Raw genomic sequence first — 24,273 nt, 5'->3', positions numbered from 1 at the left:
ACAAGAGTCGCAGTTCAGATATCGCTCACAGGCTATAAGCCGAAAGGGCGGCGGCAGGGACGACCTTCGGCGTCAAGAGCACAGAGGTCACGAGATGAAACAAGTCAAACTGCGAATAGTATCTGACGACGGCGTCGAGGCCACAATTTCGACAGACCCCAGCCAGGACGGTGCCGAGGACTACTATGTCATTGTTTCAGTTGATGGCCTCATTAAGGACCAGAAAATCTATGGCATAGACCCGGTTCAATCGTTTGCGCTGGGTCTCACGCTGATCGAAGACCTGACGACGGGAAAACGCATCTGCGACGATGATCAAGCGTCTGCAACTCCAAGTGCGTCATGGCGTATTGAAGTCACCGAAGATTGATCCCACAAGGCTTCTCAGCCCTGCGATATTTGAGGTCTCCGGGCTGCTAAGCCTTGTTCCTGTTGAGCTATACGGTGACGTTTCTGCTTTGCGCGGCCAGTGACATTTCTGAATGGCGTTTACAATCGCAGTCCCCGTCTCGGTCAGGCCTGGCGCCGCGTCTTATCCATGGCGGCGATCAGGGGGGCGATCAGGGGCGGCGATCAGGGATGGTGCGTTTTTTCCACTTCATGTGCATCAGTTTGCGGTCGAGCGTGGCCTGCACCAGTTCGGGGTCAAAAGGCTCTCCGAGGAAGTCGAACAGCCGCCGCCAGGCCTCAGGCCCGCTGATGTAGTCATTATAGTGCAGCGCCAGGCAGCTCTCGGGATGCGCCGCCTGCCATTTGCCATAGAGCGCCTCGGCCTGCTGCAGCTCCTGACGCACAACGGCAGGCTCCATGGTTTTCCACCAACCGGACCGGCAGACCTCAGCGTGGTCGCGGGTGTTAAAGATGAACCGGGCCCGGGGCATGTAGCGCTGCAGGAAGTCCAGCATCGGCTCAAACAGCGCCGGGTCTTCGTGCCAGCGGATCTCCTTGAAGCCAACCACCCGGCTGTCCGCCTCCGGGCGCAGCACATTGCGCAAAAACACCTGCGCCAGATCGCGCCCCAGTTGATCGACCTCAATCGCCTCATAGCCATACCAGGGCTGATGTGGCCCGGAGGGCAGCGGCCCCGCAATGCGCATACGCTCCAGCTGCTCGGGATAGAAGCTGCGCAGATCCTGCCAGCTTTGCACCAAAGAGCCCAGCAAATTGGCGTTTTCCCCCCGCAGGACATAGCCCGGCAAGGCGTTCAGCAGATTCTGCAGCAGGGTCGAGCCAGAGCGCCCATAGGTCACCACAAACAGAGTGCTCTCGATTCGCTCAAAGGGATCCATCTTCATGTAATTTCTCGCAAAAGGTTAACACTTTTCTGACCGCAGGAGATCAGTTGCCCCCAGGTTGCTCCCTGGTCGACCCAGGCTGACCCGAGGGAAAGCCTCATAATCTGGCCCCCGACAGCGCCGGGTTTCGCCGCCTCTCAGGCCTGCGCCACAGCCCCTGTGTTCCTAGGCGATGGCGCGCCAGGATCCACCCCATCCCCAGAGCCAGCAGCTCAAACCTGTTGCGCCCCGGCCCAGAGGGCCAGACCGTGGAATCACGATCCAAAAGCAACTCTGAGGCGCGTGAACCTGTTGCGAAATTTACCAAAAATTCATTTTTGCCTTGATCTGGGCGGTGAATCGCCCCTGGCTGCGCGATATACCGCCACAGGAATTCTCGCCCCAAAGCAGGTATACCAGACTTGTCGCAGGCAATTCACTGGCAAATCACAGGTAAAAACACTGCAAATCCAGCCCTTTCCCTACTGCTTTCAAGGAAAATTAAAGCCAAGTGTTGCCGCAGTGCCGCACCCCTCGGCCGTTGCCCGCAAGCCTCTATAAAACAGCTCAAACGGCTTGAATAGCACCCCAAACTCCGCTCTATTATAGGCGCGGTATGCCGTTAGTGCGTGGGACTTGTATGAAGAATCAGCAACCTTGTCTGATTGTAATTATACTAACCCCGCGAGAGCGCGGCAGAGCGGCGTGACGCTTGACAGAAGAGCGACCCGCCTGATAGCGGAAGGGCGGGCACCTTTTTGGGGTGTAATACGCTTTAGGAAGGGCAGATACCACTTTGGTATAATGTCCTTTGTGGAATGAAAATATAGCTCTCAAGCAGGAGACTAACATTATGGCGATTTTCAACGGTACACCTGGCGCTGACCAGATTGCAGGTACGAATGAAGACGATATCATCACCGGCATCGGCGGCGCGGATGACATCAACGGTGCCGGCGGCAACGACGACATCGACGGTGGCGCGGCCGCAGATATCATCGTAGGCGGTGACGGCGATGATACAATCGACGGCGGCGCAGCTGCAGATAACGTAGACGGCGAAGAAGGCAGCGATGTCTTTGCAGCACCTGACGCCGGTACCGACACCATCGACGGTGGTGTTGACGCGGATGGTGACGACATCGACGTTCTGGTGACTGATCTGGCCGACGGTGACGATCTGATCGACGGCGGAATGAATGTCGCGGGCCATCTTGGTGTAGCCATCTCCAACATCGAAGAAGTCAAGGTCACCAACGCAAGCGATTTCATGATCGAGCTGGGCACAGACGCGTTCTTTGGCATTGACCAGACGCTGACCAGCACCGATTACGTTGCCACTGTTGCAACTGATGCGGATCTGGCGTCATACGATGGCACCACCCACGCGGTTGCTGTTGGCGCGGTGACTCACCTTGAATCCGCTGGCATCACCATCAACGGCACCAGCTATGCTGCCGGCGATACCCACACCACCGCAAACGGCGGCACGGTTGCAATCACTTTCAACGCGGGTGAATGGGAGCTGGCCTACACTGCACTGCAGCAGTCCAGCATCACAGCCAACAGCTCCGTTGAAGATGAAGTTCTCGACATCCAGATCACCGAAAATGACTCCGGTGACGAAAATGTTGTGACCGTCTCTGTCACTCTGGACAGCGCAATCGGCAACGTGATCGACCTGAGCGGTGAAACAGGCGACTTCCGCATCGAGGGCGATGCAGGTGGCAACGATCTGACCACCGGCGACGGCAACGACACCGTGATTGGTGGCGACGGTGCCGACACCATTACCCTGAACGACGGCGACAACATCGTTTGGGCTGGTTCAGCGGATACCGGTGCTGATGTCATCACAATCGACGGCGACGGCAGCAAAAGCCTGGGGTGGCGCGGGCGACGACGTCCTGGCCATCAGCGCTACCGGTACCGGCGACAACATCATTGGCGGTGGCGCTGGTGACGATGCCCTCTCTGTAGCCGCATCCGCCAACGGCGCGAACGCTGTCTGGGGTGGCGCTGGAAACGACACCATCACCATCACCGGTGACGGCGACAACGCCGTTGGCGGCGGCGAAGACGCGGATGCGATCACCATTGTGGGTGATGGCGCCAACACCATCTACGGTGGCAAAGATGCTGATGCTGATGATGCTGCTGCAGACACCATCACCATCGCTGGTGACGGCGACAACACCGTCTATGGTGGCGGCGCTGATGGCGACCCCTTCGGCAACGTCATTATTGTCTCCGGTGGCGGCGACAACATCATCTTCAACGGTGGCGGCGACGATACCGTTGATCTGAGCGGCGCAACTGGCGACAACACCCTCTACGCTGGCGCTGGCAACGACACCATCGATCTGGATGCTGGCACAGGTACTGCGACCGTGATCGTCGAACTCGGCAACGGCAGCGATGTCCTGGATAACTTCGGTACCGGTGTTACTGTTGACGGCACCACCAAGATCGACCTGTCGGCGCTTGGCTTTGCCGATGCCGACGACGTTCTGTCCAACATGACCACCAACGGTAGTGGCGTAAGCTTGTTCGTGACCGCAGGTCAGGTCATCACTCTTGATGACGTGACCCTGGCGAACCTGCAGGCCGCAGACCCAGCCGACTGGCTGATCCTGTAAGCCATCAGGCCAGAGACAATCGAAAGGGGCTCCGCAAGGGGCCCCTTTTGCTATGGGGGGTCGCTCTCTTGTCGGCGGGGTTTGTTCAGGGCAAACCCGACTGGTCTGGACTTAAGCCTTTGATCTGATTACCCAGATCAGAACGCCACCGCCGCCATTCTCGCCGCCATTCTCGCCGCCATTCTCTATGTGCCAAGACCGGGACCCCTGCAGATGAAAATCCTATTTGTGCATCAGAACATGCCCGGGCAGTACCGGGAGATGATCCAGTGGCTGGCAGCGCAGAAGCAGCATCAGCTTGTCTTCATGACCCAGCGCGATCCGGTGCCAAAGATAACGGGCGTGACCACCGTGCAATACCGCCCGCATCACACCCCCGCACAGGACAGCTATGCCCTGTCCAAATCCTGGGAGGCGGCCACCGGCGTGGGCTATGGCGTGATGCGGGCCGGCCCCTACTCTGAAAAATGACCACGGCTTTACCCCCCATATCATCCTGGGCCACACCGGCTGGGGCGAATTACTGTTCCTCAAAGAGGTCTGGCCGGATGCGCCGGTCCTGGGATTATTTGAATATTTCTACATCCTTGAGGGCGGCGCATCCTGTTTTGATCAGGAGAACCCGCCCACTCAGGACGCGCGCCTGTTGCAACTGGTGCGCAACGCGGTGACCAATTGCAGCCTGAATGCGGTAGATCTGGGGGTGGCGCCCACCCGCTGGCAGCAGGACACCTTTCCGTCCTATTTTCACGACAGCCTGTACTGCTGTCACGACGGGATCCGCACCGATCTTTTGAAACCCGACCCGGATGTCGAGATCAGCCTGGGTCGTCTGGACAAGCCTTTAACTCGTGATGATGAGGTCTTTACCTTTATGGCCCGCAATCTTGAGCGCGCCCGCGGCTTTCACGTGTTGATGCGCGCCCTGCCCCAGATCCAGGCGGAACGGCCCAATGCGCGGGTGCTGATCATCGGCGGCAATGGCTCCTCTTATGGCAAGAAAAGCACCCATCCCGGCGGCTGGCGCGGGGAGATGGAAGAGGAGCTTGGGCAACGCGTTGACTGGAGCCGGGTGCATTTTCTCGGCAAGGTGCCCTATGAGGCCTACCAGAAGGTCATCCAGATCAGCCGCTGTCATCTTTATCTGACCATGCCCTTTGTGCTCAGCTGGTCCTGCATCGAGGCGATGTCGATGGGCGCGACCGTGGTGGCCACGGATGTGGCACCAGTGCGCGAGGCCATCAGTCATGGCAAAACCGGGCTGCTGATTGATTTCCACGACCCCGGCCATCTGGCCAAACAGGTGGTTGAGGTGCTTGCCAACCCAGAAGAGCATGCACATTTGGGCGTCGCGGCGCGCAAACACGCGATCAAGCACTATGATTTTCTGACCCGCTGCCTGCCGATGCATATCAATCGCATCAATTCCCTGGTCAAAACCGGCGCCAAGATCTCGCTGCCCTGACCCAGTGACCTGACCCAGTGGCCGAGCCGGGTCAACCCCGCCGCCGCCAAAGGGGCGCGCGCTTTTAGTCCGGTGCAGGCGCCTCGCCCATGATGTCACGCCAGGCTGCCTCCCGGCGGTGGCATTCCTTGGTGGTGAGACCGGGCAAGGCCAGCAGATTATCCGGGGTGGACAGATCCAGCAGGTCAAGGTTCTGCGCATAAAGCGCGTGCCCCACGCAGGCGTCTTCCAGGCCAACGCTGCGCATGGCAAAAAACTCTTTCATCGCCAGATACATAAAGGAACAGGCGCTCAGACCTTTGGGGCTGAGCACATAGCCATGACCGCCCGCCGCATAGGCCTGCGGCAGCGGATACTGATAGCCGCGCGCCTCGATCAAAGGGTCGGCGCATTTTCCGATATGCCAGCCATGCCACTGCCCCTCATGGCGCGCACCACCCACCTGACGTCCGGCACAGGGTGCACCAGAGGCGACAGTCTCGTCGATACAGGCGGCAAAACCGGCTGCATCTTGCAGCAGGATATTGTCGGTCAATCTTGATCAGGGCTTCTGGCGGTGCCAGCAGGTCAAACAGCATATAGGCGTAAAACAGTTTGCGGTGCAGGCTCTCATAGTTGTCCGGGGCCGGCACCCGCAGGATCTCGCCATCATAGTCAAAACCCAGCGGCATCTCAGCCTCACTGCGGACCAGCTGCGCCTCGCCCAGCAGGATCACATGTCTGTAGCCCTCCCCAAGAGGCCGAAAAGACGCGATGGGCTCTGCTGTGGCGGCCAGACGCGGATGGCAGCTGGTGTGCAGGATCACCCGCTTGCCGGCGCAATCCGCCCGCAGCCGGGCCACTGCCGGGCCAAAGGCGCTTTCCAGCAGCGCGGCCAGATACTGGCGCAGAAAGCCATTGCGCGGAAACAGCGAGAACACATCGCGCAGCGCAGGCAGCTGACGGCACAGTTTCGGGGGGTCACTCTCTGCGGTCAGCTGCTGCAGCTGCTGCAAATGCGCCTCGGCGCTGGACACGGCAAAGCGCAGATTGTGATACATCGGGCGATGCCAGCGCAGATCCCGCCCCGCCTGTTTGATAAACTGCGCCTGAGACCGGGTGAAATCCGAGACCAGCACCTCACTGCGCTCCAACAGATGCGCCCGGGCTGCGGCCAGCGGCGTCGGAGCCTTGCTCTGCGCCTCGGCCTGGGCCTGGGCAAAAAAATCGCTAACCCGCGTATCCTGAAACAGCTCGTTGGCATAGATCCCGATGGCGATTTCTTCCGGGGTCTGCGCCAGCTCCAGCCAGAACCGGTCCAGCGCATCGGTTTCCAGTGCCGCATAATGGCTGCGCCAGGTGGCGCCGATGCCCTGATCCAGGGTGGTATTGCGCCCGTAGGCGGCGCCGCCCAGACGGATCTTGTCCTTGTAATGCGTCAGGGTCCGGTAGGGGTAATGCAGAATGCGCAAGCGCGGGCCGGCGGCGACACCCGGGCCCGTAAGGTCGCTGACGCTGTGATTGCCCTGCGCCGCCGGCACTGTCTCGCTGGCCCGGTGCAGCACTTCCAGGGAGCGCCTGCCCCTTCACATTGAGGCTCTGACGTTCAAACACCACCGAAGACCGGGGGTGACAGGCGCCCGCCAATGGCGCGTCACTGTCGCAGCTGACCACCGCATTGTGCCGTTGCACCTCGACGACACTGACCTCGGGCGGCAGAGCGGCACAGGACTGCTTTAGATCGCCGACCTCTGGCTGCCAGAACTCGTCAGCATCATTGTTGATCACCCAGTCGGCCCCATGATCCCGCGCGGCGCGCCGCGCCATATCGGTGACCCATTGCCATTGGTTGTAGTCATCGTCTTCCTGGCGCAGGTAGTCGATGTCAAACTGCTGCGACAGCGCCCTGAGGATCTCGGGCGTGGCATCGGTGGACAGGTTGTCCATCACGATAAAACTGTCGACACCCAGGCCATGATGATAGCGAATATTGTCAGCCAGAATATCCGCTTCATTGCGGACCAGCAGCGTCATCGTGAGCTTGGGATATGTCACTAGAGCGATCTCCGTTTCTCCACAGCCTGTGTGTCATGCCGCGTTTTGGCCCCTATTTCCAGCCCCTATCGCCCAGCTGACACAGCGCGCCAAAGCCCCCCTGCGGGCGCCAACAGGGGCACGGTAGTTTTCCAGCCCACAGCCAAAGCGGCTTTAGAGGGCTGGTTGGGGGCAGCTTATGGGGCGCGGCACGGCTGGCCCTGCGGAATGGCCTCTTGCACCCATCTACGATTTGGGTTTTCTTGCGCCGAAGTTTCGCACATAGAGACAGAGGCGTAAGCACGTTATGCTTTGCTTGTCGCGCCTGCACGACATCTCTGGTAGAGGCTGAGCAGCAGCGGGCAGACGACAGCACCACAGAAAAACAACAGCATTGGTTTCCCTTCCAATATGGCAGCACAGACATTCAAACCCGGCAACGACGAATTGCTCAAGGTCCGCAAAAAGAGCCGCGGACTGTATTGGGCCATCGGTCTCTTCAGCTTCTTTGTGAATATGCTGATGCTGACCGGGCCGCTCTATATGATGCAGGTCTATGACCGGGTTCTGGGGAGCCGCTCGGAGGCGACGCTGATTGCCCTGTCTCTTTTGGTGGTCTTCCTCTACGGCATGATGGGCATTCTGGACTTCGTCCGCGGTCGCCTTCTGGCCCGGGTCGGAGCCCGCTTCCAAAGTGAGCTGGATGGCCGGGTCTTTGACGCCATGGTGCGCCGCTCGGCGGTGGCCCCTGATCCCGTGGCGCAAACCGGCCTCAGCGATCTCGAATCCGTCCAGCGCCTGATTGCCTCGCCTGTGGGTGGGGCTGCCTTTGACCTGCCCTGGACGCCGTTGTTTTTTGCCGCCATTGCCCTGTTCCACCCCTGGCTGGGTCTTTTGGCCCTGGCTGGTGGCGTTGTGCTGATCGCCATCGCCGTGCTCAATCAGGTGTTCAGCCGCAGTCCGGTACAACAGGCCGCCGTCTCCGGCCACAAAGCCAACTTGATGTCCGAGGAAATCCGCACCGAGGCGGAAATGATCCAGGCCATGGGGATGCGCAAAGCCGCCTTTATGCGCTGGCAAAAGGGGCGCACCACAGCCCTGAAAGACAGCCTGGCTGCCAATGATACCTCTGGTGGCTTTACCACATTGACCAAAAGCCTGCGCCTGCTGTTGCAATCTGCCATGCTGGGCCTCGGGGCCTATCTGGTGCTGCAGGGCGAGGTCACGCCCGGCTCGATGATTGCCGGCTCCATTCTGATGGGGCGCGCATTGGCGCCGATCGAGATGGGCCTGGGACAATGGGCCTCGGTGCAGCGCGCCATGACGGTCTGGCATAATCTGGCCGAATTGCTGACCAAAGTGCCTGTCGAGACCGACCGGACTGCCCTGCCCGCCCCCAAGGCGCTGCGCCAGGTGCAGGCCCTGGCGGTGATCCCGCCTGGCGACAAACGCGCCCAGCTGAAAAATGTCAGCTTCCGGATCCAGCCGGGTCAGGCTGTCGGTGTGATCGGGCCCTCGGGGTCGGGAAAATCCACCCTGGCCAAGGCGCTGACCGGCGCCTGGCGTCCTGCGGCCGGCACCATTCGGCTGGATGGCGCCGCGCTGGACCAATATGCGCCAGAAGTTCTGGGCCGCCACATTGGCTACCTGCCCCAGCGGGTGCAGCTGTTTGAGGGCACCATTGCGCAAAATATTGCCCGGCTCTCGCAGGAACCCGACGCCGAAAAGGTTGTGGCCGCCGCCAAGAAGGCCGCAGCACATGATATGATCGTAAAGCTCCCCGAGGGCTATGACACCCAGGTCAGCAGTGGGGGGGGGCGTCTGTCTGGCGGTCAGCTGCAACGGATTGCCCTGGCGCGCGCGCTCTATGATGACCCGGTTGATCGTCATTCTGGATGAGCCAAATTCAAATCTCGACAACGAGGGCTCGGTCGCCCTCAACAGCGCAATCAAGCTGCTGAAATCGCAAGGTAAGTCCCTGTTGATCATGGCGCACCGCCCGGCCGCCATTCAGGAATGTGAAATGCTTCTGGTGATCGACCAGGGCACCATGACCGCCTTTGGTCCCAAGGATAAAGTGCTCAAAGAAATGGTCAGCAACCATCAAACCATCCGCAAAGCCCCCAGCGCAGGAGGTGTGTCGTGAGCATGCAGCAGCAATGGCCGACGCGGCAGCCCATGACGATCGGCATCATCGCGCTTTTGGTTCTGGTCGGCGGCTTTGGCTCCTGGGCCGCGCTCTCTTCGATTTCTGGCGCGGTTGTCGCCTCTGGCCAGCTTGAGGTGGATCGCAACCGGCAGGTGGTACAGCATCTGGATGGCGGCATCGTCGCAGAAATCCTGGTGGAAGAGGGCGATGTTGTTGAAAAAGACCAGCTGCTGTTGCGGCTGGATTCCAAGGACCTGCGCTCGCAGTTGCTGATCACCGAAAGCCAGCTGTTTGAGCTGATGGCGCGCCGCAGCCGCCTGGAAGCCGAGCGCGACACCAGTGCTGATGTCGCCTTTGATGACGAGCTCATTGCATTGGGCAAAGACCGCCCCGAAGTTCTCGACATGATGCAGGGCCAGGGGCGTCTGTTCCACGCGCGCCGCGAATCCACCGAGCGCGAGATCGAGCAGCTGGAAAAACAGCGCGCCCAGATCCGGGATCAGATCGTCGGGATCCAGGCGCAGCAAAAGGCCAATAAAGACCAGCTCGCCCTGATCGCGGATGAGCTGAAAAGCCAGCAAAGCCTGCTGGACAAGGGGCTTGCACAGGCCAGTACCGTGCTTAGCCTGCGCCGGACCGAAGCCAATCTGGCCGGCACCCTGGGTGAGCTGATCGCCACCGAGGCCCAGGCCGGCGGCCGGATTACGGAAATCGAACCAGATCCTGCGGTTGGCGACCCAGCAGCGGGAAGAGGCGATCAGCCAGCTGCGCGATCTGCGCTACAATGAGCTGACCCAGGCCGAGACTCGCCGCGCCCTCATTGAGCAGCTGCAACGTCTGGATATCACCGCCCCGGTCTCGGGCATCGTCTACGGGCTGCAGGTGCAGACCCCCCGGTCGGTGATCCGTCCGGCCGACCCGGTGCTCTATCTGGTGCCGCAGGACCGGCCGCTGGTGATCGCCGCACAGGTGCCGCCAACAGATATCGACCAGATTTTTGTCGGTCAGGACGTCACCCTGCGGTTTTCGGCGCTGGATCAGCGCGAAACACCGGAATTGTTTGGCAAGGTCTCCCCGGTCCCGGCTGACTCGTTTCAGGATCAAAACAGCGGTATTTCCTATTACCGCGCCGAGATCGAGCTGAACGAAAGTGAGCTGGCCCGCCTGCCGGAAGGCGCCATTCTGCTGCCCGGCATGCCGGTTGAGAGCTTTATCCGCACCCGGGACCGCTCTCCCATCGGCTATCTGCTCAAGCCGCTGACCGACTATTTTGTCAAAGCCTTCCGCGAAAGCTGAAGACCCCCACAGATGTGATGTGATTTCCCCCATGTGAAGTGCCAAAGCGGCGCGCCACAAGGGGGAGGGTCGGCGGGGACAGGTCGCACTGCGTGCCTGTCCTCTGCCTGTCCCCTGCCGCTTATTTCAGCAGACCCTGCAGATAGGCGCCGTAGTTGTTCTTGCGCAGCAGGGCACTGCGCTCGGCCAGCTGCTCGCGACTGATCCAGGACCGCTCAAAGGCGACCTCTTCGGGGCAGCCGGTTTGCAGCCCCTGACGTTCCTGCAGCGTGCGCACGAAATTGCCCGCATCCAGCAAAGAGGCATGGGTGCCGGTATCAAGCCAGGCATAGCCGCGGCCCATGGTTTCGACCCGCAGCTCTGCTTCGTCCAGATACATCTGCAACAGATCGGTGATTTCCAGCTCGCCGCGCGGTGAGGCCTTCACCTGCCGCGCCCGTTCCGGGGCGGTGCCATCCAGGAAATACAGCCCCGTAACCGCATAGTTCGAGGGCGGCCCCTCGGGCTTTTCGATGATCTGACGGGCGCGGCCTTGGCTGTCGAAATCCACCACCCCATAGCGTTCGGGGTCGGCCACGTGATAGCCAAAGACGGTGCCGCCACTGTCCTGCGCATCTGCCGCCGCCAGCAATTTGGGCAAGCCGTGACCAAAAAAGATATTGTCCCCCAGCACCAGCGCCGAGGGGGCTCCATCGAGAAAATCCTCGGCCAGGATAAAGGCCTGCGCCAGCCCATCGGGGCTGGGCTGCTCCACATAGGTGAGGCTGATGCCCCATTGGCTGCCATCGCCCAGGGTGCGTTTGAACTGCTCCTGATCCTGCGGCGTTGTGATCATGCAGATTTCACGGATGCCAGCCAGCATCAGCACCGACAGCGGATAGTAGATCATCGGCTTGTCATAGATCGGCAGCAGCTGTTTTGAGACCCCCATGGTGATGGGATACAGCCGGGTGCCGGAGCCACCTGCCAGAATAATACCCTTGCGCGTACTCATGTCGCGACCTCCAAATCTTTTAAAATAGCATCAAGGCCGTGGCGCCAATCCGGGCGCGAGATGCCAAAAACAGTTTCTAACAAGGCACAATCAAGCCTTGAGTTCAGCGGCCGTGGCGCCGGCGTCGGATAGGCCGCCGAGGAAATATCCTCGACATAAAACTGCAGATCAGCACGGGAAAAGATCTCTCTGGCAAAGCCGGCCCAGGAGGTCTCGGGGGCGCCCGCATAGTGGTAGGTGCCGGATTTAGCCGGATCCTCGGCCAGCTGGGCTGCGACCTCCAGACAGGTGCGGGCAATGTCGCGCGCCGCCGTAGGCGCGCCAATCTGATCCGCCACAATCGTCAGGCGATCCCGCTCGGCGCCCAGCCGCAGCATGGTTTTGACAAAATTATTGCCATGGGCCGAGACCACCCAGGAGGTCAGCAGAATGGCAAGGCGGCCGCCGGCAGCACGCACCGCCTCTTCGCCCAAAAGTTTGGAGCGGCCATAGGCATTGAGCGGTGCCACCGGGTCGCTCTCGCGCCAGGGCGTCTCGCCAGAGCCGTCAAAAACATAGTCGGTAGAGACATGCACAAAGGGAATATCCAGCGCAGCGCAGGCGCGCGCCAGCGCACCCGGTGTGTCGCCATTGACCAGGCAGGCCAGGGCTTCGTCCTCTTCGGCCTTGTCCACGGCCGTGTAGGCGGCGGCATTGATCACCGCCCTGGGGCGCATCTCGCCAATCAGGGCGGCGCAGGCCGCAGGATCGGACAGATCCGGCTGATGCCGCCCCAGGCAGTGAAGTCTCCCTGCAGCGCCAGCTCACGGGTCAATTCACGGGCCAGTTCAAGAGCCAGCTGGCCGGTTTTTCCAAAGACGAGAATGCTCATGCTGATTTTCCTTTGCGCCAAAAGATCAAATCCACCCGGCCCCGCAGGGCAGGCAGAGACACCCTGCCCCGTGTCACGTCTTGCCGGTTCTCAGGCCAGTTCCCAGGCGCTCGCCAACGCCTGCCCGGTTTTGCAACGCCCGCCACCAGGCCTCGTTGTCGAGATACCATTGCACGGTTTTCTCCAGACCTTCGGCAACGGTGACGCTGGGCCGCCAGCCCAGCGCGTCGCGAATGCGGGAGGGATCAATCGCGTAGCGCGCGTCATGGCCCGGGCGGTCGGGGACAAATGTGATCTGGTCTTTGTAAGACAGACCATCGCTGCGCGGGCTTTTTACATCGAGAATGTCACAGAGCGTCTGCACCAGCTCCAGATTGGAACATTCATTCTCACCGCCGATATTATAGCTGCGCCCCAGCACGCCCTTTTGCAGCACCAAGAGCAGCGCGTCGGCATGGTCCTCAACATAGAGCGCCAGTCGCGCACGTTTGAGCCATCGCCATAGATCGGCAGCGCCTTGCCGGCCAGCGCGTTCAGGATCACCACCGGCACCAGCTTTTCGGGGAAATGGAAGGGGCCGTAATTGTTCGAGCAATTGGTCAGCACCACCGGCAGCCCATAGGTCTCGGCCCAGGCGCGCACCAGATGATCTGACGCCGCCTTACTGGCGGAATAGGGCGAGCGCGGATCATAGGCGGTCTCTTCGGTGAACTGCACGCTTGGGTAGGCGGGCAGCGAGCCATAGACCTCATCAGTCGAGATATGGTGAAAACGGAAGGCCGTGGGCCGTCCGGCCTCCTGCCAATATTTGCGGGCCGCCTCGAGCATATTAAAGGTGCCGGTGATATTGGTCTCGATAAAATCTCCGGGGCCGTCGATCGAGCGGTCCACATGGGATTCTGCGGCCAGATGCATCACCAGATCCGGCACATGGGCGGCAAAGATGCGATCCAGCGCCGCCCGGTCGCGAATGTCAGCCTGCTCAAAGGCGTAATTGGCATCCTGCGAGACGCTTGCCACGTTCTCAAGGCAGGCGGCATAGGTGAGCGCATCCAGATTGACCACCTGATGGCCATCGGCAATTGCCCGGCGCACCACGGCGGACCCGATAAAACCGGCACCACCGGTCACAAGAATTTCCATGCCTTATCCTTCCCAGGTGAAGGGGCTGTCGAAAATCCGCCAATGCAGGCGCGATGGCATCCTTCTATGTCAATATTGGCGCCGCATCAGAGCTGCTACCAAGCCCCCAGTCGATGCCGCAGCTGTTCCAGGCCACCGCGCCATCACAGTCGGGCGCGTAGTAGTCGGTGCATTTGTAAACGACTTCGGTCTGTGGCGCGCGGGTGATAAAGCCATGCAAGAACCCCCGTGGCACCAAGAGCTGTTTGCCATTCTCAGCGCTCAGCTCGACCCCGAACCACTGCCCATAGCTGGGCGAGCCCTTGCGAATGTCCACGGCCACATCAAACAAAGCACCCTGACCACAGCGCACCAGTTTATCCTGCGCGTGGGGCGGTGCCTGGAAATGCAGACCGCGCAACGTGCCGGGTTCGGCCGAAAGCGAATGGTTGTCCTGTACAAAATCCAGATCAATTCCCTGGTCTGCAAAGCGCTGCCTGTTCCAGCTCTCACTAAAAAAGCCACGCGCATCCCCAAACCGGGCCGGGGTCAGAATTTTAACGCCAAAAAGCGGTGTTTCCTCGATCTGCACGGCCTGCCCTTTCTATAAATTTCCGTTTAATAAAGCTGGCCTATCCTTAGCAACGCCGACCTGTGTTGTCACCGGGAAACCGTGTGCTACGCCCTCCCTTACCAGCCCTCCCCTGGCCAGCCCTCCCCTTGCCAGTCTGGCGCTGAGACGGCAAGCATGGGGGCACATCCCTCTGTCCGTTTAAAGGCCGCCTTATGAAACTGCTCTTTGTCCACCAGAATATGCCCGGCCAATACCGCGAAATGATCACATGGCTGACGGCGCAGCAGGAGCAGCACCAGATTGTCTTTCTGACCCAGCGCCGCGATATCCAGATCAAAGGCGTCAAAACCCTCCCCTCCCGCACGCATCAAAAGCCCGCCGCCGATGCCTATGGTCTCTCCAAGAATTGGGAGGCGGCGGCCGGCGCGGGCATTGGCGCTGCCCTGGCGCTGCGCCAGTTTGAAAAGGACCAGGGGTTCAGGCCGGACATCATCATTGGCCATACCGGCTGGGGCGAGCTCTTGTTCATGAAAGAGATCTGGCCGGATGTGCCGGTGATCGGCTTTTTTGAGTATTTCTATCGAACCCACGGCGGGCTGGTCGGGTTTGATCCCGAAAGCCCGGTCAATGATCAGGCCGGCTTTTTTGCCAAGGCGCGCAACACGGTGCCCTATGTCAGCATCGAATCTGTCGATCTGGGGCATACCCCCACCTATTGGCAGCGCGACCGCTTCCCAAAAAGCTTTCATGACCGCATGTATGTCAGCCATGACGGCATCCGCACCGACCGGCTGCTCCCCGACCCCACGGCCAGCATCGGTCTGGGCCGGCTGGAACAGCCCCTCAGCCGCGCCGATGAGGTGGTCACCTATGCGGCGCGCAACATGGAACGCGCCCGTGGCTTTCACATCATGATGCGCGCCCTGCCCGAAATTCTGGCGCAGCGCCCCAAGGCCCGCATCGTGATGATCGGCGGTAATGAGACCTCTTATGGTGCCGAGAGCAAACACCCCGAGGGGCTGCGCGGCGAGATGGAGGCGGAACTGGGAGACAGCGTCGACTGGAGCCGGGTGCATTTTCTGGGCAAGGTGCCCTACGATGATCTGTGCCGGATCATTCGCATCAGCAGCTGCCATATCTATCTGACCATGCCCTTTGTGCTCAGCTGGTCTTTGCTTGAGGCCATGTCGATGCAGGCCACCGTGGTGGCCGCTGATGTGGCGCCGGTGCGCGAGGCTGTGACCCATAAGGAGACCGGCATGCTGGTAGATTTCTTTGACCCCGCCGCGCTGGCAAACCAGGTGGTGGACGTGCTGGCCAACCCCGGGGACTATGCCCATCTGGGGCCCGGCCGCCCGGGCGCATGTTGTGCAGAATTACGACTTCCTCAGCCACTGCCTGCCCGAACATATTGCCCGGATCAATGCGCTGGTGCCGGCCGCAAAACAGATCCGCCTCTGACTGACGCCTGGCGCTGACTGGGGGGTGGCGCTGACTGGGGGTGGCGAAAGGATACTGTGAATGTTTCGCGTGCGAAACATTTCCGCCATCAAACCAGAGTCAAACCCCCTTGTTTAGGGCCTAATCTTCGCTGTGTTTCTTGACCCAGCCCAGGAAAGCGGCACCCGCCTGGCGCAGGCGCGGTCGCCCCGAACGCGCCCACACCGCCCGCCACTCTGCCTCCAGCGCATAGACATCGGCGCCCGGCATCAGGCTTCGTGCACGCTCCAGCGTGGCGGATTTCAACACCGGCGCATCGCCGACACCGGGCTCTGTCATCGCGTGTTTTTGCGAGAACCGGATCAGGTCACCGGGCAGCTCTCTTCCATGGCGTAGTCCGGCAAGGGCTGGGCGGCAATCATGTCGCGCACCATCTTGCGAAAGACCCGGCGCGGGCTGGCGGAGCCGGATTTCTTCAGCAGGGTTTCCACCGAGATGGTCCAGGCCTGTTGCCGCCCACAGTGTTTGCGGGTCAGCTCGTAGATGCGGCGCTCAAGAGGTTTGCGCAGGCGGAAATAATCCCGGCTGAGCGTCAGCACCGATTTTGACAGCACCGCCCGAAACAGCCAGTCCGACAGCGTCACCGACACATTCACCATACGCCCGCCGCGTGCCTTGCGCACGATCTCCCAGGATTCAATAAGGCCAAAGCCCGAGGTGACCTCATGGCCGCCGGTGACAATATTGGTGGTGATGCGGGTGCCGGCCAGACGTTCAAAACTTTCGCGCAAACGCCGGTAAGCATCGCCACTGGTTTCGCGGTTGGTTGCGACCAGCAAATCATGCGCCTTCAGATGCAGAGTGCGGCTGACTTGCCGTCCGGCGTTCAGCGCCGCCATCAGCTGGCTGACGCAGAAGATCAGAATGTCCTTGTCATGGATCGTCGCCAATCCTTTGACGCTGGGAACCACGGTGATCTCGGTGCCGTTATGCTGGTAATTCAGAATGCGCCGATCGGGCCGGGTGCCCAGAGAAAACAGCGGATGCTCCATCGAGGCCAGATCATTCTTGGGAATGGCATCAAAGACATCGCACAGGAAAAAATCCCCCTGCCCTTCGGGTGGATAGCCTCCAGCTGCCGCGACTACACTCATATCTGCCCTGCCCGCTCTGCCTGCCCCCCGGTTGCTGCGCCTGATTTCACCAGCGCCCCGGGGTGACTCGTTTTCGTGGTTTTGATTACGCCCACCCTAGAGTTATCCACATGCATTCTCAACGGGGTTCCGGAATCGCTTCTTCGGGGGTTTGGAGTCACTTCAACGGGGTTTCAGAGTCACCCAAGGCAAAAAAAGCCTCCCCAAAGCCAATAAAACAAGGGCTATGCTTGCCAGCTGCAGGCACCTTAACATATATATAACTCATAAATAACAGAGCAGAAAAATTTCAACGCTCTGACAGCCCTGCAAAAGCCCCCCTCAACGCCCCGTGCAAAAGCCTGATTTTCTTAGAAAAGAAAAAGGTGTGCCTTCATTCTTCCCATGTGCTGCCTTTTCTGATACCAGAGCATAAAGGCGTCACATTGGCTGTCAAATAGCCCTGTCACGCCCAATCAGAATTGCGCAGCCTTCAGCGGCGTCACAGATGGGCACAACATCATGGCAAAAGATATCCACAAGGGCACCTCTGGTCTGCCACCCTATTTCAACATTGATCCGGATGTTGCTCTGGCCGAACTGGACAGCCCCACCAGCACCGAAGGCTTTGCTGCGATTGCCGAGGGCTGCGCCCGGGGCCGGGCAGATCTCTATAGCCGGGGGATGAACGACGAGGGCCGCAAAGAGCTGCGGCTGTTTTCCACCTGGGAGATCACCCGCTATCTGATCCCGGTGGCCCAGGCGCATTTTCGCCGGGTGCTCAAGGCCAACCCAGATCTGCCGCAGGGCCGCTCGGAAACCGAAGGCGGCGCCAAATGGTTCACCCTCGATGAGGTGCTGGTGCTCAGGGCGCATTTTGGCGCTCAGGGCTCCAAGGCAAAAGACTACGCGCCGTATCGCCCCAAGGGCCTGCCGGCCAAACTGGTTGCGGTGGCCAATTTCAAAGGCGGCTCGGCAAGACCTCAACGGCGGCGCATCTGGCCATGTCGGCCGCGCTGGACGGCTACAAGGTGCTGGTGATCGATCTGGACAGCCAGGGCTCGATGACCTCGATCTTTGGCGGCAAGGTAGAAGACGAGTGGCAAACCGCCTTTCCGCTGCTGGCGCGCCACTACGGCGAACATCTGCGGGCCGACAACCAGCGCCGCCTGGATCGTGGCGAGGCGCCACAGCCGCTGGAGGAGGCGCTGTCAGCCGCGATGGAGATGACGGCGCAGGATGTCATTCAGGGCACCCACTGGCCCAATATTGATCTCATTGGCGCCCAGCTGAACCTCTACTGGGCCGAATTTCAAATCCCGGTCTGGCGCATGGCCGCGCGGGCCTGGAAGCTGTGGGATGCGCTCACCGACCGGCTTGCGGCGGACGGCGTGCTGGATGACTATGACCTCGTCTTTATCGACACGCCGCCGGCGCTGGGATACCTGACCATCAACGGGCTGGCGGCCTCTGATATTTTGCTGGTGCCGATGGGGGCGTCTTTTCTTGAATTCGACAGCACCGGGCGCTTCTTTGATATGCTGCATTCCACCTTTGCCTCGATCGAGGAGGGCGAGAACCTGGCAGCGCGTGCGCTGGGTCGGCCTGAGATGGGGTTTGAATGGGACGCGGTGCGCGCAGTGATCACCCGCTATGACGGGGCGCAGCAAGGCGAGCTGGCCGGGCTGATGCAGGCCTATATGGGGCCCGTACTTAGCCCGCATAAACAGGATTACACCGCCCTCATAGGTCAGGTCGGTGAGCAGGTCTCGGGGATCTATGAGGCGGACTACCGCGATTTCAACCGTGAGACCTATGCGCGGGGGCGCGAAACATTTGATGCCACCTATGCTGCCTTTAAACGGCTGCTGCTGGGGGTTTGGCGCCGGGCAGAACTGGCCGAACTGGCGGCGCAGCACGAAGAGGCGGCTTTGGCGCCTAAGGCGCGAACGGGCGCTTAAGGCGTTCACAGGACTAAGGGCGCAGGGTCAGATCCTGCAAGGAGATTTGGAACATGGCAAAACGCAAACGGCTTTCCCCTGCACAAAGTGGCTATCTTTCGGGCGCGCCTGAAGGCAAATCTGCGCTGTCTGGCGCGCTGGTCACAGCGGTGCAGGCCAAGGCTCCCATTGCACAGGTCGCCTCCGAAGCCTCTAGCCAGGCGGCGCTGCAAGAGCTGTCCGAGGTTTTGCGCAGTGCCCGCGCCAGGGGGCTGATGATCGAAGAGATCGCCCTGGAGGACATCGACGAAACCCATCTGGTGCGCGACCGTATCACCCAGGACGAAGACGACATGGAGGCGCTTGTCTCGTCGATCCGCAGTCGCGGCCAGCAGACGCCGATCGAGGTGGTGCCGCTTTCGGGGCGTCTGGATGGAAAATCCTGGGGATTGATTTCCGGCTGGCGCCGTCTGTCCGCGCTGCGCAGGCTCTATGCCGAGACTTCAGAGCCTGAATTTGCGCGCATAAAGGCGCTGGTCATTCGCCCGGAAAGCGCGCAGGCGGCCTATATTGCCATGGTGGAAGAGAATGAAATCCGGGTCAATCTCTCGCATTATGAGCGCGCCCGCATCGCGGTTCGGGCCCTCAAAGAGGGGGTTTTTGCGACGCAGAAAAAGGCGCTGCAGGGATTGTTTGCCAATGCGCCGCGGGCCAAGAGGTCCAAGATCGGCAGCTTTGTCACTCTGGTCGAGGCGCTGGATTCGGTGCTGTATTTCCCAACCGCTATCAGTGAAAAGCTGGGTCTGGCTCTGGTGCGTCAGATCAGTGATGACCCGGGTTTTGCGCGGCGCCTGAAAACCCTTTTGCAACAGAGCGCGCGCAGCCTGCCTGCCGAGGAGCTTGCCGTGCTCAACGCGGCTCTTGAGGCCGAACAGATGTCTCTGAGCGAGACCTTAGAGACATCTGCGGAGGCCGCAGCTCCGCCTGCCGCCGCGCCGCGCCTGCGGCAGGCGGCGGGGTCTGAGATGGCCAGGGGAGAGCGGGTTTCGATGCAGGTTGCAGCTGGTCTGCGGCTTGGCTTTACGCCAGATGCGCAGCGGATTGAGTTGAGCGGTACAGCGGTCGATGCGGCTCTTCTGGAAGATTTAAAGCTCTGGCTAAAGCAGCGCTGAGAGCAGAACAAACGGCAGCCTGGCGTGAGGGTCCCGGAAGGACGCTGTGGAGGTGGCCTGTAACGTTCAGACCTGCGCGACCAAAGGGAGGGCTGATGCCCTCCCTTTGGTGTTTTTAGGGCCAAATCAGCCGGTTTGGGACGATTTATCTGAGGTTCTTGTGCGGAACCCTGAGTATGGCCTGGGGATGAAAGGGGCGGGTAAATGTTTCGCGGCGAAACATTTGTGGCGGGGTTCGGGGGGCATTAGGCGGTCATCAAATGATCCGTGGTGCCGCTGAAAGCCGGGTTTTTGGGGGCTGCGAACCCTCTGCGACAGTCGCCGTTCCGGGGCAATTCTGGGGCAAAGGGTTTGACACGCGCCTGCATTTATGAGTTTTGCGCGCTGGATGAATGACGAGCTGGCAAGGCCCCAAAGGTTTTGCGCTTTTAGGAGAAGCTGTGCGTGCGCCCGAATACCGGTCCTGAGACAGAACAGATGCAATACGTTCAAACGCCCCCGGCTGCCACAAGAGGCTGTCGGCTGGTGGCGGTGGTGGTGACTTATAATCGGCTGGACAAGCTGAAAGCGACCTTGGCGCGTCTGCTGGAAAGCCCGGCGTCAGAGCTGGCGGCGGTGGTTGTGGTCGACAATGCCTCAACGGATGCGACGGCGGGTTGGCTGGCAGAGCAGCGCGATGCGCGGCTGGATGTTCTGGTCAGCCCAAGCAACCGTGGCGGCGCCGGCGGCTTTGAGATGGGCATGCGGCGGGCCATGGAGGCGCATCAGCCCGACTGGCTGGTGGTGATGGATGATGATGGCCGACCTGCCACTGGTGGTCTTGCGGCCTTTCATGCCTTGCCCTGTGTTCAGGCGGATGGCCCGAAAAGTGACCTGCAAAGTGACCTGCAAAGTGACCGGCAAAGTGACCGGCAAGGCGGCCTGAAAAGCGGCCTGAAAAAAAGCGGCCTGGAGGGCGGTGCCGCCTGGGACGCGGTGGCAGCGGCCGTCTATTTTCCGCAGGGCGGCATCTGCGAGATGAACCGCCCCTCGCGCAATCCGTTCTGGCATGGCCGTGAATTCCTGCGCACGTTGTTTGGCGGCGGGCGTTCTGGCTTCCACGTGCAGCCGTCGGATTATGACGGTCCCGGCATGCAGATCGATGTGACCTCTTTTGTTGGCTTTTTCATCTCGGCACAGGCGGTGCGGCGCATTGGCTATCCGGACCCGGATCTTTTTATCTACGGCGACGACGGCATCTATACGTTAGGTCTGACCAAAGGTCGGCGGCCGCATAGGGTTTGAGCCCTCGGTGCGCTTTGAGCATGACCTGTCGACGTTTCAGGGCAAGGATGGCGGCGCGGGCGCGCAGCGCGGGCGGTTTATCCCGCTGTGGAAGGTCTATTATTACCACCGCAATCTGTTGCTGCTGTATCGCCTGGCTGCGGGCTGGATGTTTTGGCCCGTGCTCCTGGTGATCTTGCCAAAATGGTTCTCAAAGGCGCGGCTTCATTGTGGCGAGCGGCGGGCGTTTCTTTCCCTGATGCGCCGGGGGAGCTGGGATGGATTACTGCGGCGCCGGGCGATTTCCCATGCCGAGGTGCTGGCCCTGGCCAGGAGTGAAAAACCGCAGAGCTGACAGCTGTATTTACCGGTTCAGGATGTCCTGATGATAGCGCCCCATCAGAATGAGGCCCATCACCAGCAGGGCCATGCTGAGCCGGATGACATAGGGCAGGCTGATATAGGCGCCGCTATAGGTGGGATAGAACCCTGTCCGCATCAGGCCGGTGACATGCATCAGCGGATTATACCACAGGATATTCTGCGCCATAGGGGGCAGGTCATCATAGAGAAAGAACACGCCTGAGGCCAAAAACAGCGGCCGGTTCAGGATCGACCAGGTGACCTCCCACAGCGGAAACAGTCCCAGCAGCACGCAGTTCAGGGTGCCGACTCCCAGCCCCAGCAGCATGGTCAGCCCCATGGCGCCGAGAATGCGTGCAGGGTCCAGCACGGCCCGGCTGTCGATGACGGTCAGGATGCCGCCAAGCAGCAAGACTGCCACGATGGTGCCGGTCAGGCTGTTGAGAAAAAACCGTGCCATTATGGCATCCAGCCAGGTCACAGCGGGGTATTTCAGCAGGGGTTTGGAAAAGTTCAAAGCCCGCCCCGTGGTATTGGCAATCCGGTTGTACAGATCAAAGGGCAGAAAGCCGGTGGCATAGAACAAGAGAAAACTGGTGCCCAGAGCCGGGGTGCGCATCACCAGGGAAAAACCGATGCTCAAAAACAGGATCGCGGCCAGGGGTTCCAGAACCGCCCAGAGATAGCCGCCTGGGGTGCGCCCGTATTGTGTCGACATCTCGCGCAAGACCAGGGCCATCACGGTGCGCTGGGTGGCAAAGCGGCGCGTGTTGCCCTGCGGCACATGCGGGGCAGGCGGCAGCGCAGGCGGATAGGCGGGAGGCGTGGGGCTGGTCATGAGGGGGTGCTGCGCAGATTGGGGAAAGTATGGTTGTGAAGAGGCGGTTTGCAGGTGATACTATGAGACATAGAGGCGGCAATTACAAATGGCTCTGGCGTGTTGTCCAGACCAGAGACAGGCACATATGAAACAGGATCAGACGGTCGCAGGCCTTCAGCCTTCTTCGGGGGGGCAGACGGAGGTTGAGGAAAGCGGCAATGTAAAACGCCTGCAGCGGCAGGGAGCCGGTGGCCCTGGTGGTGGCAAAGGCGGCGGCCCGGGTGGCGGTAAAGGCGGTGGACAGGGCGGCGGCGGTGGCAACAAGCAGGGCAAGCTCAAGAAACTGCGCCAGAAGGCCAAGGCGGCCGAGGCGGCTCTTGAGGTGGCGCGGCAACATGCGGCAAGCAATCAGCCAATGGCCCGACCGGCGCAGATGCGGCGGCGCCACTGGGGGCTGTTGAGCAGTTTTGTGCTGCTGGTTCTGGCGCCTTTGGCGCTGTCGGTTTTTTATCTCTGGGCGGTGGCTGAGGATCAGTATATTTCGACCACCGGCTTCACGGTGCGCAGTCAGGAAAACAGCGGCGCCAATGATCTGCTGGGCGGGCTGGCCACCTTTGCCGGCAATACCACCGCCTCGGACAGCGATATCCTCTATGAATTCATTCAGAGCCAGGAGATGGTCGAGGCGGTGGATGCCGCAATCGATTTGCGGGCGCACTACAGCCGTCACTGGCCTGATGACTGGGCCTTTTCCATCTGGCCGGACGCCTCGCTGGAAGAGCTGATCTGGTACTGGCACCGTATTGTTGGCATCGCCTTTGACAGCGGCTCGGGGCTGATTCAGGTGCAGGCGGTGGGCTTTGATGCGCAGACCGCCCAGGCCATTACCCAGGCCATCGTCGATACCAGCCAGACGCGGATCAATGCGCCGAATGAGCAGGCGCGCGAAGACGCCATGCGCTATGCCCGCATTGACCTGGATGAATCCGTCGAGCAGCTCAAGGCGGCGCGGGAGGCGCTGACGCAGTTTCGCACCCGCACCCGGATCGTTGACCCGGAGGCCGATATCCAGGGCCGCATGGGGGTGATGAACAATCTGCAGCAGCAGCTGGCTGAGGCGCTTATTGAACATGACCTGCTGCAAAGCCGCGTTGGCGAGGAAGACCCCCGGATCAAGCAGATCATGCAGCGCATTGGGGTGATCCGGACGCGGATCGACAGCGAGCGACAGACCTTTGCCTCCAACAATACCGACACAGGTGCGGTGGGCGAGGACTACCCCTCGCTGATTTCGGAATTTGAGCGGCTGACAGTGGATAGGCAATATGCCGAGGAAACCTACCGTGCGGCGCTGACCGCTTTGGAGGTGGCCCGCGATGATGCCACCCGGCAAAGCCGCTATCTGGCCACCTATATCAAGCCGACCCAGGCGGAGGAGGCAGAATACCCGCAGCGCTATACTCTGGTGGGGGTGATCGGAATATTCCTGCTGCTGACCTGGTCCATTGGGGCGCTGATCTTTTATTCCATCCGGGACCGGAGCTGAGGCTGGTGGTGCGCACGGGGGAGAGGTCCGTGGAGAGGCAGGACTGGATGAGGCAGGGCCGAGGGCAATGATCCGATTTGAAAACTTGACCAAGAGCTTCTGGCTGCGGGGCGAGCGCCGGATTGTCATCGACAATCTCAACCTCACGCTGCCGACGGGGCGGTCTCTGGCGCTGTTGGGGCGCAATGGCGCGGGAAAG

Annotated in this window: 15 protein-coding genes and 9 pseudogenes; 15 read left to right on the top strand and 9 right to left on the bottom strand. The window is 60.7% G+C overall.

What is annotated here, in order from left to right; translation table 11 throughout:
* The coding region (locus B4968_RS21420; protein WP_241525916.1) for a hypothetical protein at nt 1-370 on the top strand (370 nt) is incomplete at its 5' end.
* A gap of 190 nt (nt 371-560) precedes the next feature.
* Here the strand turns inward: B4968_RS21420 and B4968_RS21415 are convergent.
* Nucleotides 561-1,295: a sulfotransferase gene (locus B4968_RS21415; RefSeq protein ID WP_083101239.1), complete on the bottom strand. Its 735-nt coding sequence runs from the start codon at nt 1,293-1,295 to the stop codon at nt 561-563.
* An 832-nt stretch (nt 1,296-2,127) separates the two neighbouring features.
* Between B4968_RS21415 and B4968_RS21410 the strand changes: the two genes are divergently transcribed.
* The 4 genes from B4968_RS21410 to B4968_RS21405 all read left to right on the top strand — a co-directional run bounded on the left by B4968_RS21410 (nt 2,128) and on the right by B4968_RS21405 (nt 5,378).
* Nucleotides 2,128-3,237 carry an autotransporter outer membrane beta-barrel domain-containing protein gene (locus B4968_RS21410; RefSeq protein ID WP_083101238.1) on the top strand — a complete coding sequence of 370 codons (1,110 nt, stop codon included), beginning with the start codon at nt 2,128-2,130 and terminating at the stop codon, nt 3,235-3,237.
* A complete protein-coding gene (locus B4968_RS23340) occupies nt 3,122-3,913 on the top strand; it encodes a calcium-binding protein (RefSeq protein WP_139792961.1) in 792 nt (263 codons plus the stop codon). Before B4968_RS21410 ends, B4968_RS23340 begins: the two co-directional genes overlap by 116 nt.
* 213 nt (nt 3,914-4,126) lie before the next feature.
* Nucleotides 4,127-4,384 carry a hypothetical protein gene (locus B4968_RS25965; RefSeq protein WP_338153329.1) on the top strand — a complete coding sequence of 86 codons (258 nt, stop codon included), beginning with the start codon at nt 4,127-4,129 and terminating at the stop codon, nt 4,382-4,384.
* Entirely contained in the window at nt 4,374-5,378 is a 1,005-nt protein-coding gene (locus B4968_RS21405; RefSeq protein ID WP_338153331.1) for a glycosyltransferase, read from the top strand. Before B4968_RS25965 ends, B4968_RS21405 begins: the two co-directional genes overlap by 11 nt.
* Nucleotides 5,379-5,442: 64 nt before the next feature.
* On the opposite strand, the gene B4968_RS21400 is transcribed toward B4968_RS21405, so the two are convergent.
* Complete coding sequence (locus B4968_RS21400) at nt 5,443-5,820, bottom strand: hypothetical protein (RefSeq protein ID WP_083101237.1); 378 nt, start codon at nt 5,818-5,820, stop codon at nt 5,443-5,445.
* Nucleotides 5,801-6,922, bottom strand: coding sequence for a hypothetical protein (locus tag B4968_RS24975; RefSeq protein ID WP_241525915.1), 1,122 nt, complete (start codon nt 6,920-6,922; stop codon nt 5,801-5,803). The genes B4968_RS21400 and B4968_RS24975 overlap by 20 nt, the downstream gene beginning before the upstream one ends.
* 235 nt (nt 6,923-7,157) lie before the next feature.
* Between B4968_RS24975 and B4968_RS26440 the strand changes: the two genes are divergently transcribed.
* From B4968_RS26440 to B4968_RS21380, 3 genes and pseudogenes are all read left to right on the top strand, one after another.
* A complete protein-coding gene (locus B4968_RS26440) occupies nt 7,158-7,415 on the top strand; it encodes a hypothetical protein (RefSeq protein ID WP_241525914.1) in 258 nt (85 codons plus the stop codon).
* Nucleotides 7,416-7,802: 387 nt separating this feature from the next.
* Nucleotides 7,803-9,537, top strand: a pseudogene (locus B4968_RS21385) (type I secretion system permease/ATPase).
* A 2-nt stretch (nt 9,538-9,539) separates the two neighbouring features.
* Nucleotides 9,540-10,836 (top strand): annotated as a pseudogene (locus tag B4968_RS21380) (HlyD family type I secretion periplasmic adaptor subunit).
* Nucleotides 10,837-10,957: 121 nt separating this feature from the next.
* Here B4968_RS21380 and rfbA read toward each other — a convergent pair.
* The 4 genes and pseudogenes from rfbA to rfbC form a co-directional block, all read right to left on the bottom strand.
* Nucleotides 10,958-11,830, bottom strand: a complete 873-nt coding sequence (gene rfbA, locus B4968_RS21375) for a glucose-1-phosphate thymidylyltransferase RfbA (protein ID WP_083101234.1) — start codon at nt 11,828-11,830, stop codon at nt 10,958-10,960.
* A pseudogene (gene rfbD / locus B4968_RS21370) lies at nt 11,827-12,701 on the bottom strand (dTDP-4-dehydrorhamnose reductase). Before rfbD ends, rfbA begins: the two are co-directional and overlap by 4 nt.
* 73 nt (nt 12,702-12,774) lie before the next feature.
* Nucleotides 12,775-13,844, bottom strand: a pseudogene (rfbB, locus tag B4968_RS21365) (dTDP-glucose 4,6-dehydratase).
* A 3-nt stretch (nt 13,845-13,847) separates the two neighbouring features.
* Nucleotides 13,848-14,415 (bottom strand): annotated as a pseudogene (gene rfbC / locus B4968_RS21360) (dTDP-4-dehydrorhamnose 3,5-epimerase).
* A gap of 194 nt (nt 14,416-14,609) precedes the next feature.
* On the opposite strand from rfbC, the pseudogene B4968_RS21355 reads away from it, so the two are divergent.
* Nucleotides 14,610-15,858 (top strand): annotated as a pseudogene (locus tag B4968_RS21355) (glycosyltransferase family 4 protein).
* A gap of 120 nt (nt 15,859-15,978) precedes the next feature.
* Here B4968_RS21355 and B4968_RS21350 read toward each other — a convergent pair.
* A pseudogene (locus tag B4968_RS21350) lies at nt 15,979-16,991 on the bottom strand (replication initiator protein A).
* Between the two features lie 501 nt (nt 16,992-17,492).
* Between B4968_RS21350 and B4968_RS21345 the strand changes: the two are divergent.
* The 4 genes and pseudogenes from B4968_RS21345 (at nt 17,493) to B4968_RS24965 (ending at nt 21,700) form a co-directional block, all read left to right on the top strand.
* A pseudogene (locus B4968_RS21345) lies at nt 17,493-18,931 on the top strand (AAA family ATPase).
* A 53-nt stretch (nt 18,932-18,984) separates the two neighbouring features.
* On the top strand, nt 18,985-20,082 hold the full coding sequence (locus B4968_RS21340; RefSeq protein WP_083101232.1) for a ParB/RepB/Spo0J family partition protein: 1,098 nt from the start codon (nt 18,985-18,987) through the stop codon (nt 20,080-20,082).
* Between the two features lie 444 nt (nt 20,083-20,526).
* A complete protein-coding gene (locus B4968_RS21335) occupies nt 20,527-21,366 on the top strand; it encodes a glycosyltransferase (RefSeq protein WP_241525913.1) in 840 nt (279 codons plus the stop codon).
* A gap of 7 nt (nt 21,367-21,373) precedes the next feature.
* Nucleotides 21,374-21,700 carry a hypothetical protein gene (locus B4968_RS24965; protein WP_241525912.1) on the top strand — a complete coding sequence of 109 codons (327 nt, stop codon included), beginning with the start codon at nt 21,374-21,376 and terminating at the stop codon, nt 21,698-21,700.
* Nucleotides 21,701-21,709: 9 nt separating this feature from the next.
* On the opposite strand, the gene B4968_RS21330 is transcribed toward B4968_RS24965, so the two are convergent.
* Complete coding sequence (locus B4968_RS21330; protein ID WP_083101231.1) at nt 21,710-22,546, bottom strand: ABC transporter permease; 837 nt, start codon at nt 22,544-22,546, stop codon at nt 21,710-21,712.
* Between the two features lie 127 nt (nt 22,547-22,673).
* Between B4968_RS21330 and B4968_RS21325 the strand changes: the two genes are divergently transcribed.
* On the top strand, nt 22,674-24,074 hold the full coding sequence (locus B4968_RS21325; RefSeq protein ID WP_241525911.1) for a KpsE/RkpR family capsule polysaccharide export protein: 1,401 nt from the start codon (nt 22,674-22,676) through the stop codon (nt 24,072-24,074).
* 67 nt (nt 24,075-24,141) lie between these two features.
* Nucleotides 24,142-24,273, top strand: a pseudogene (locus tag B4968_RS24960) (ABC transporter ATP-binding protein); the annotation flags it as partial.

The sequence above is a fragment of the Pseudophaeobacter leonis genome (genome assembly GCF_002087335.1).
GTDB classification, from domain to species: Bacteria; Pseudomonadota; Alphaproteobacteria; order Rhodobacterales; family Rhodobacteraceae; genus Pseudophaeobacter; species Pseudophaeobacter leonis.
This window is presented reverse-complemented; position numbering and strand designations above follow the sequence as displayed.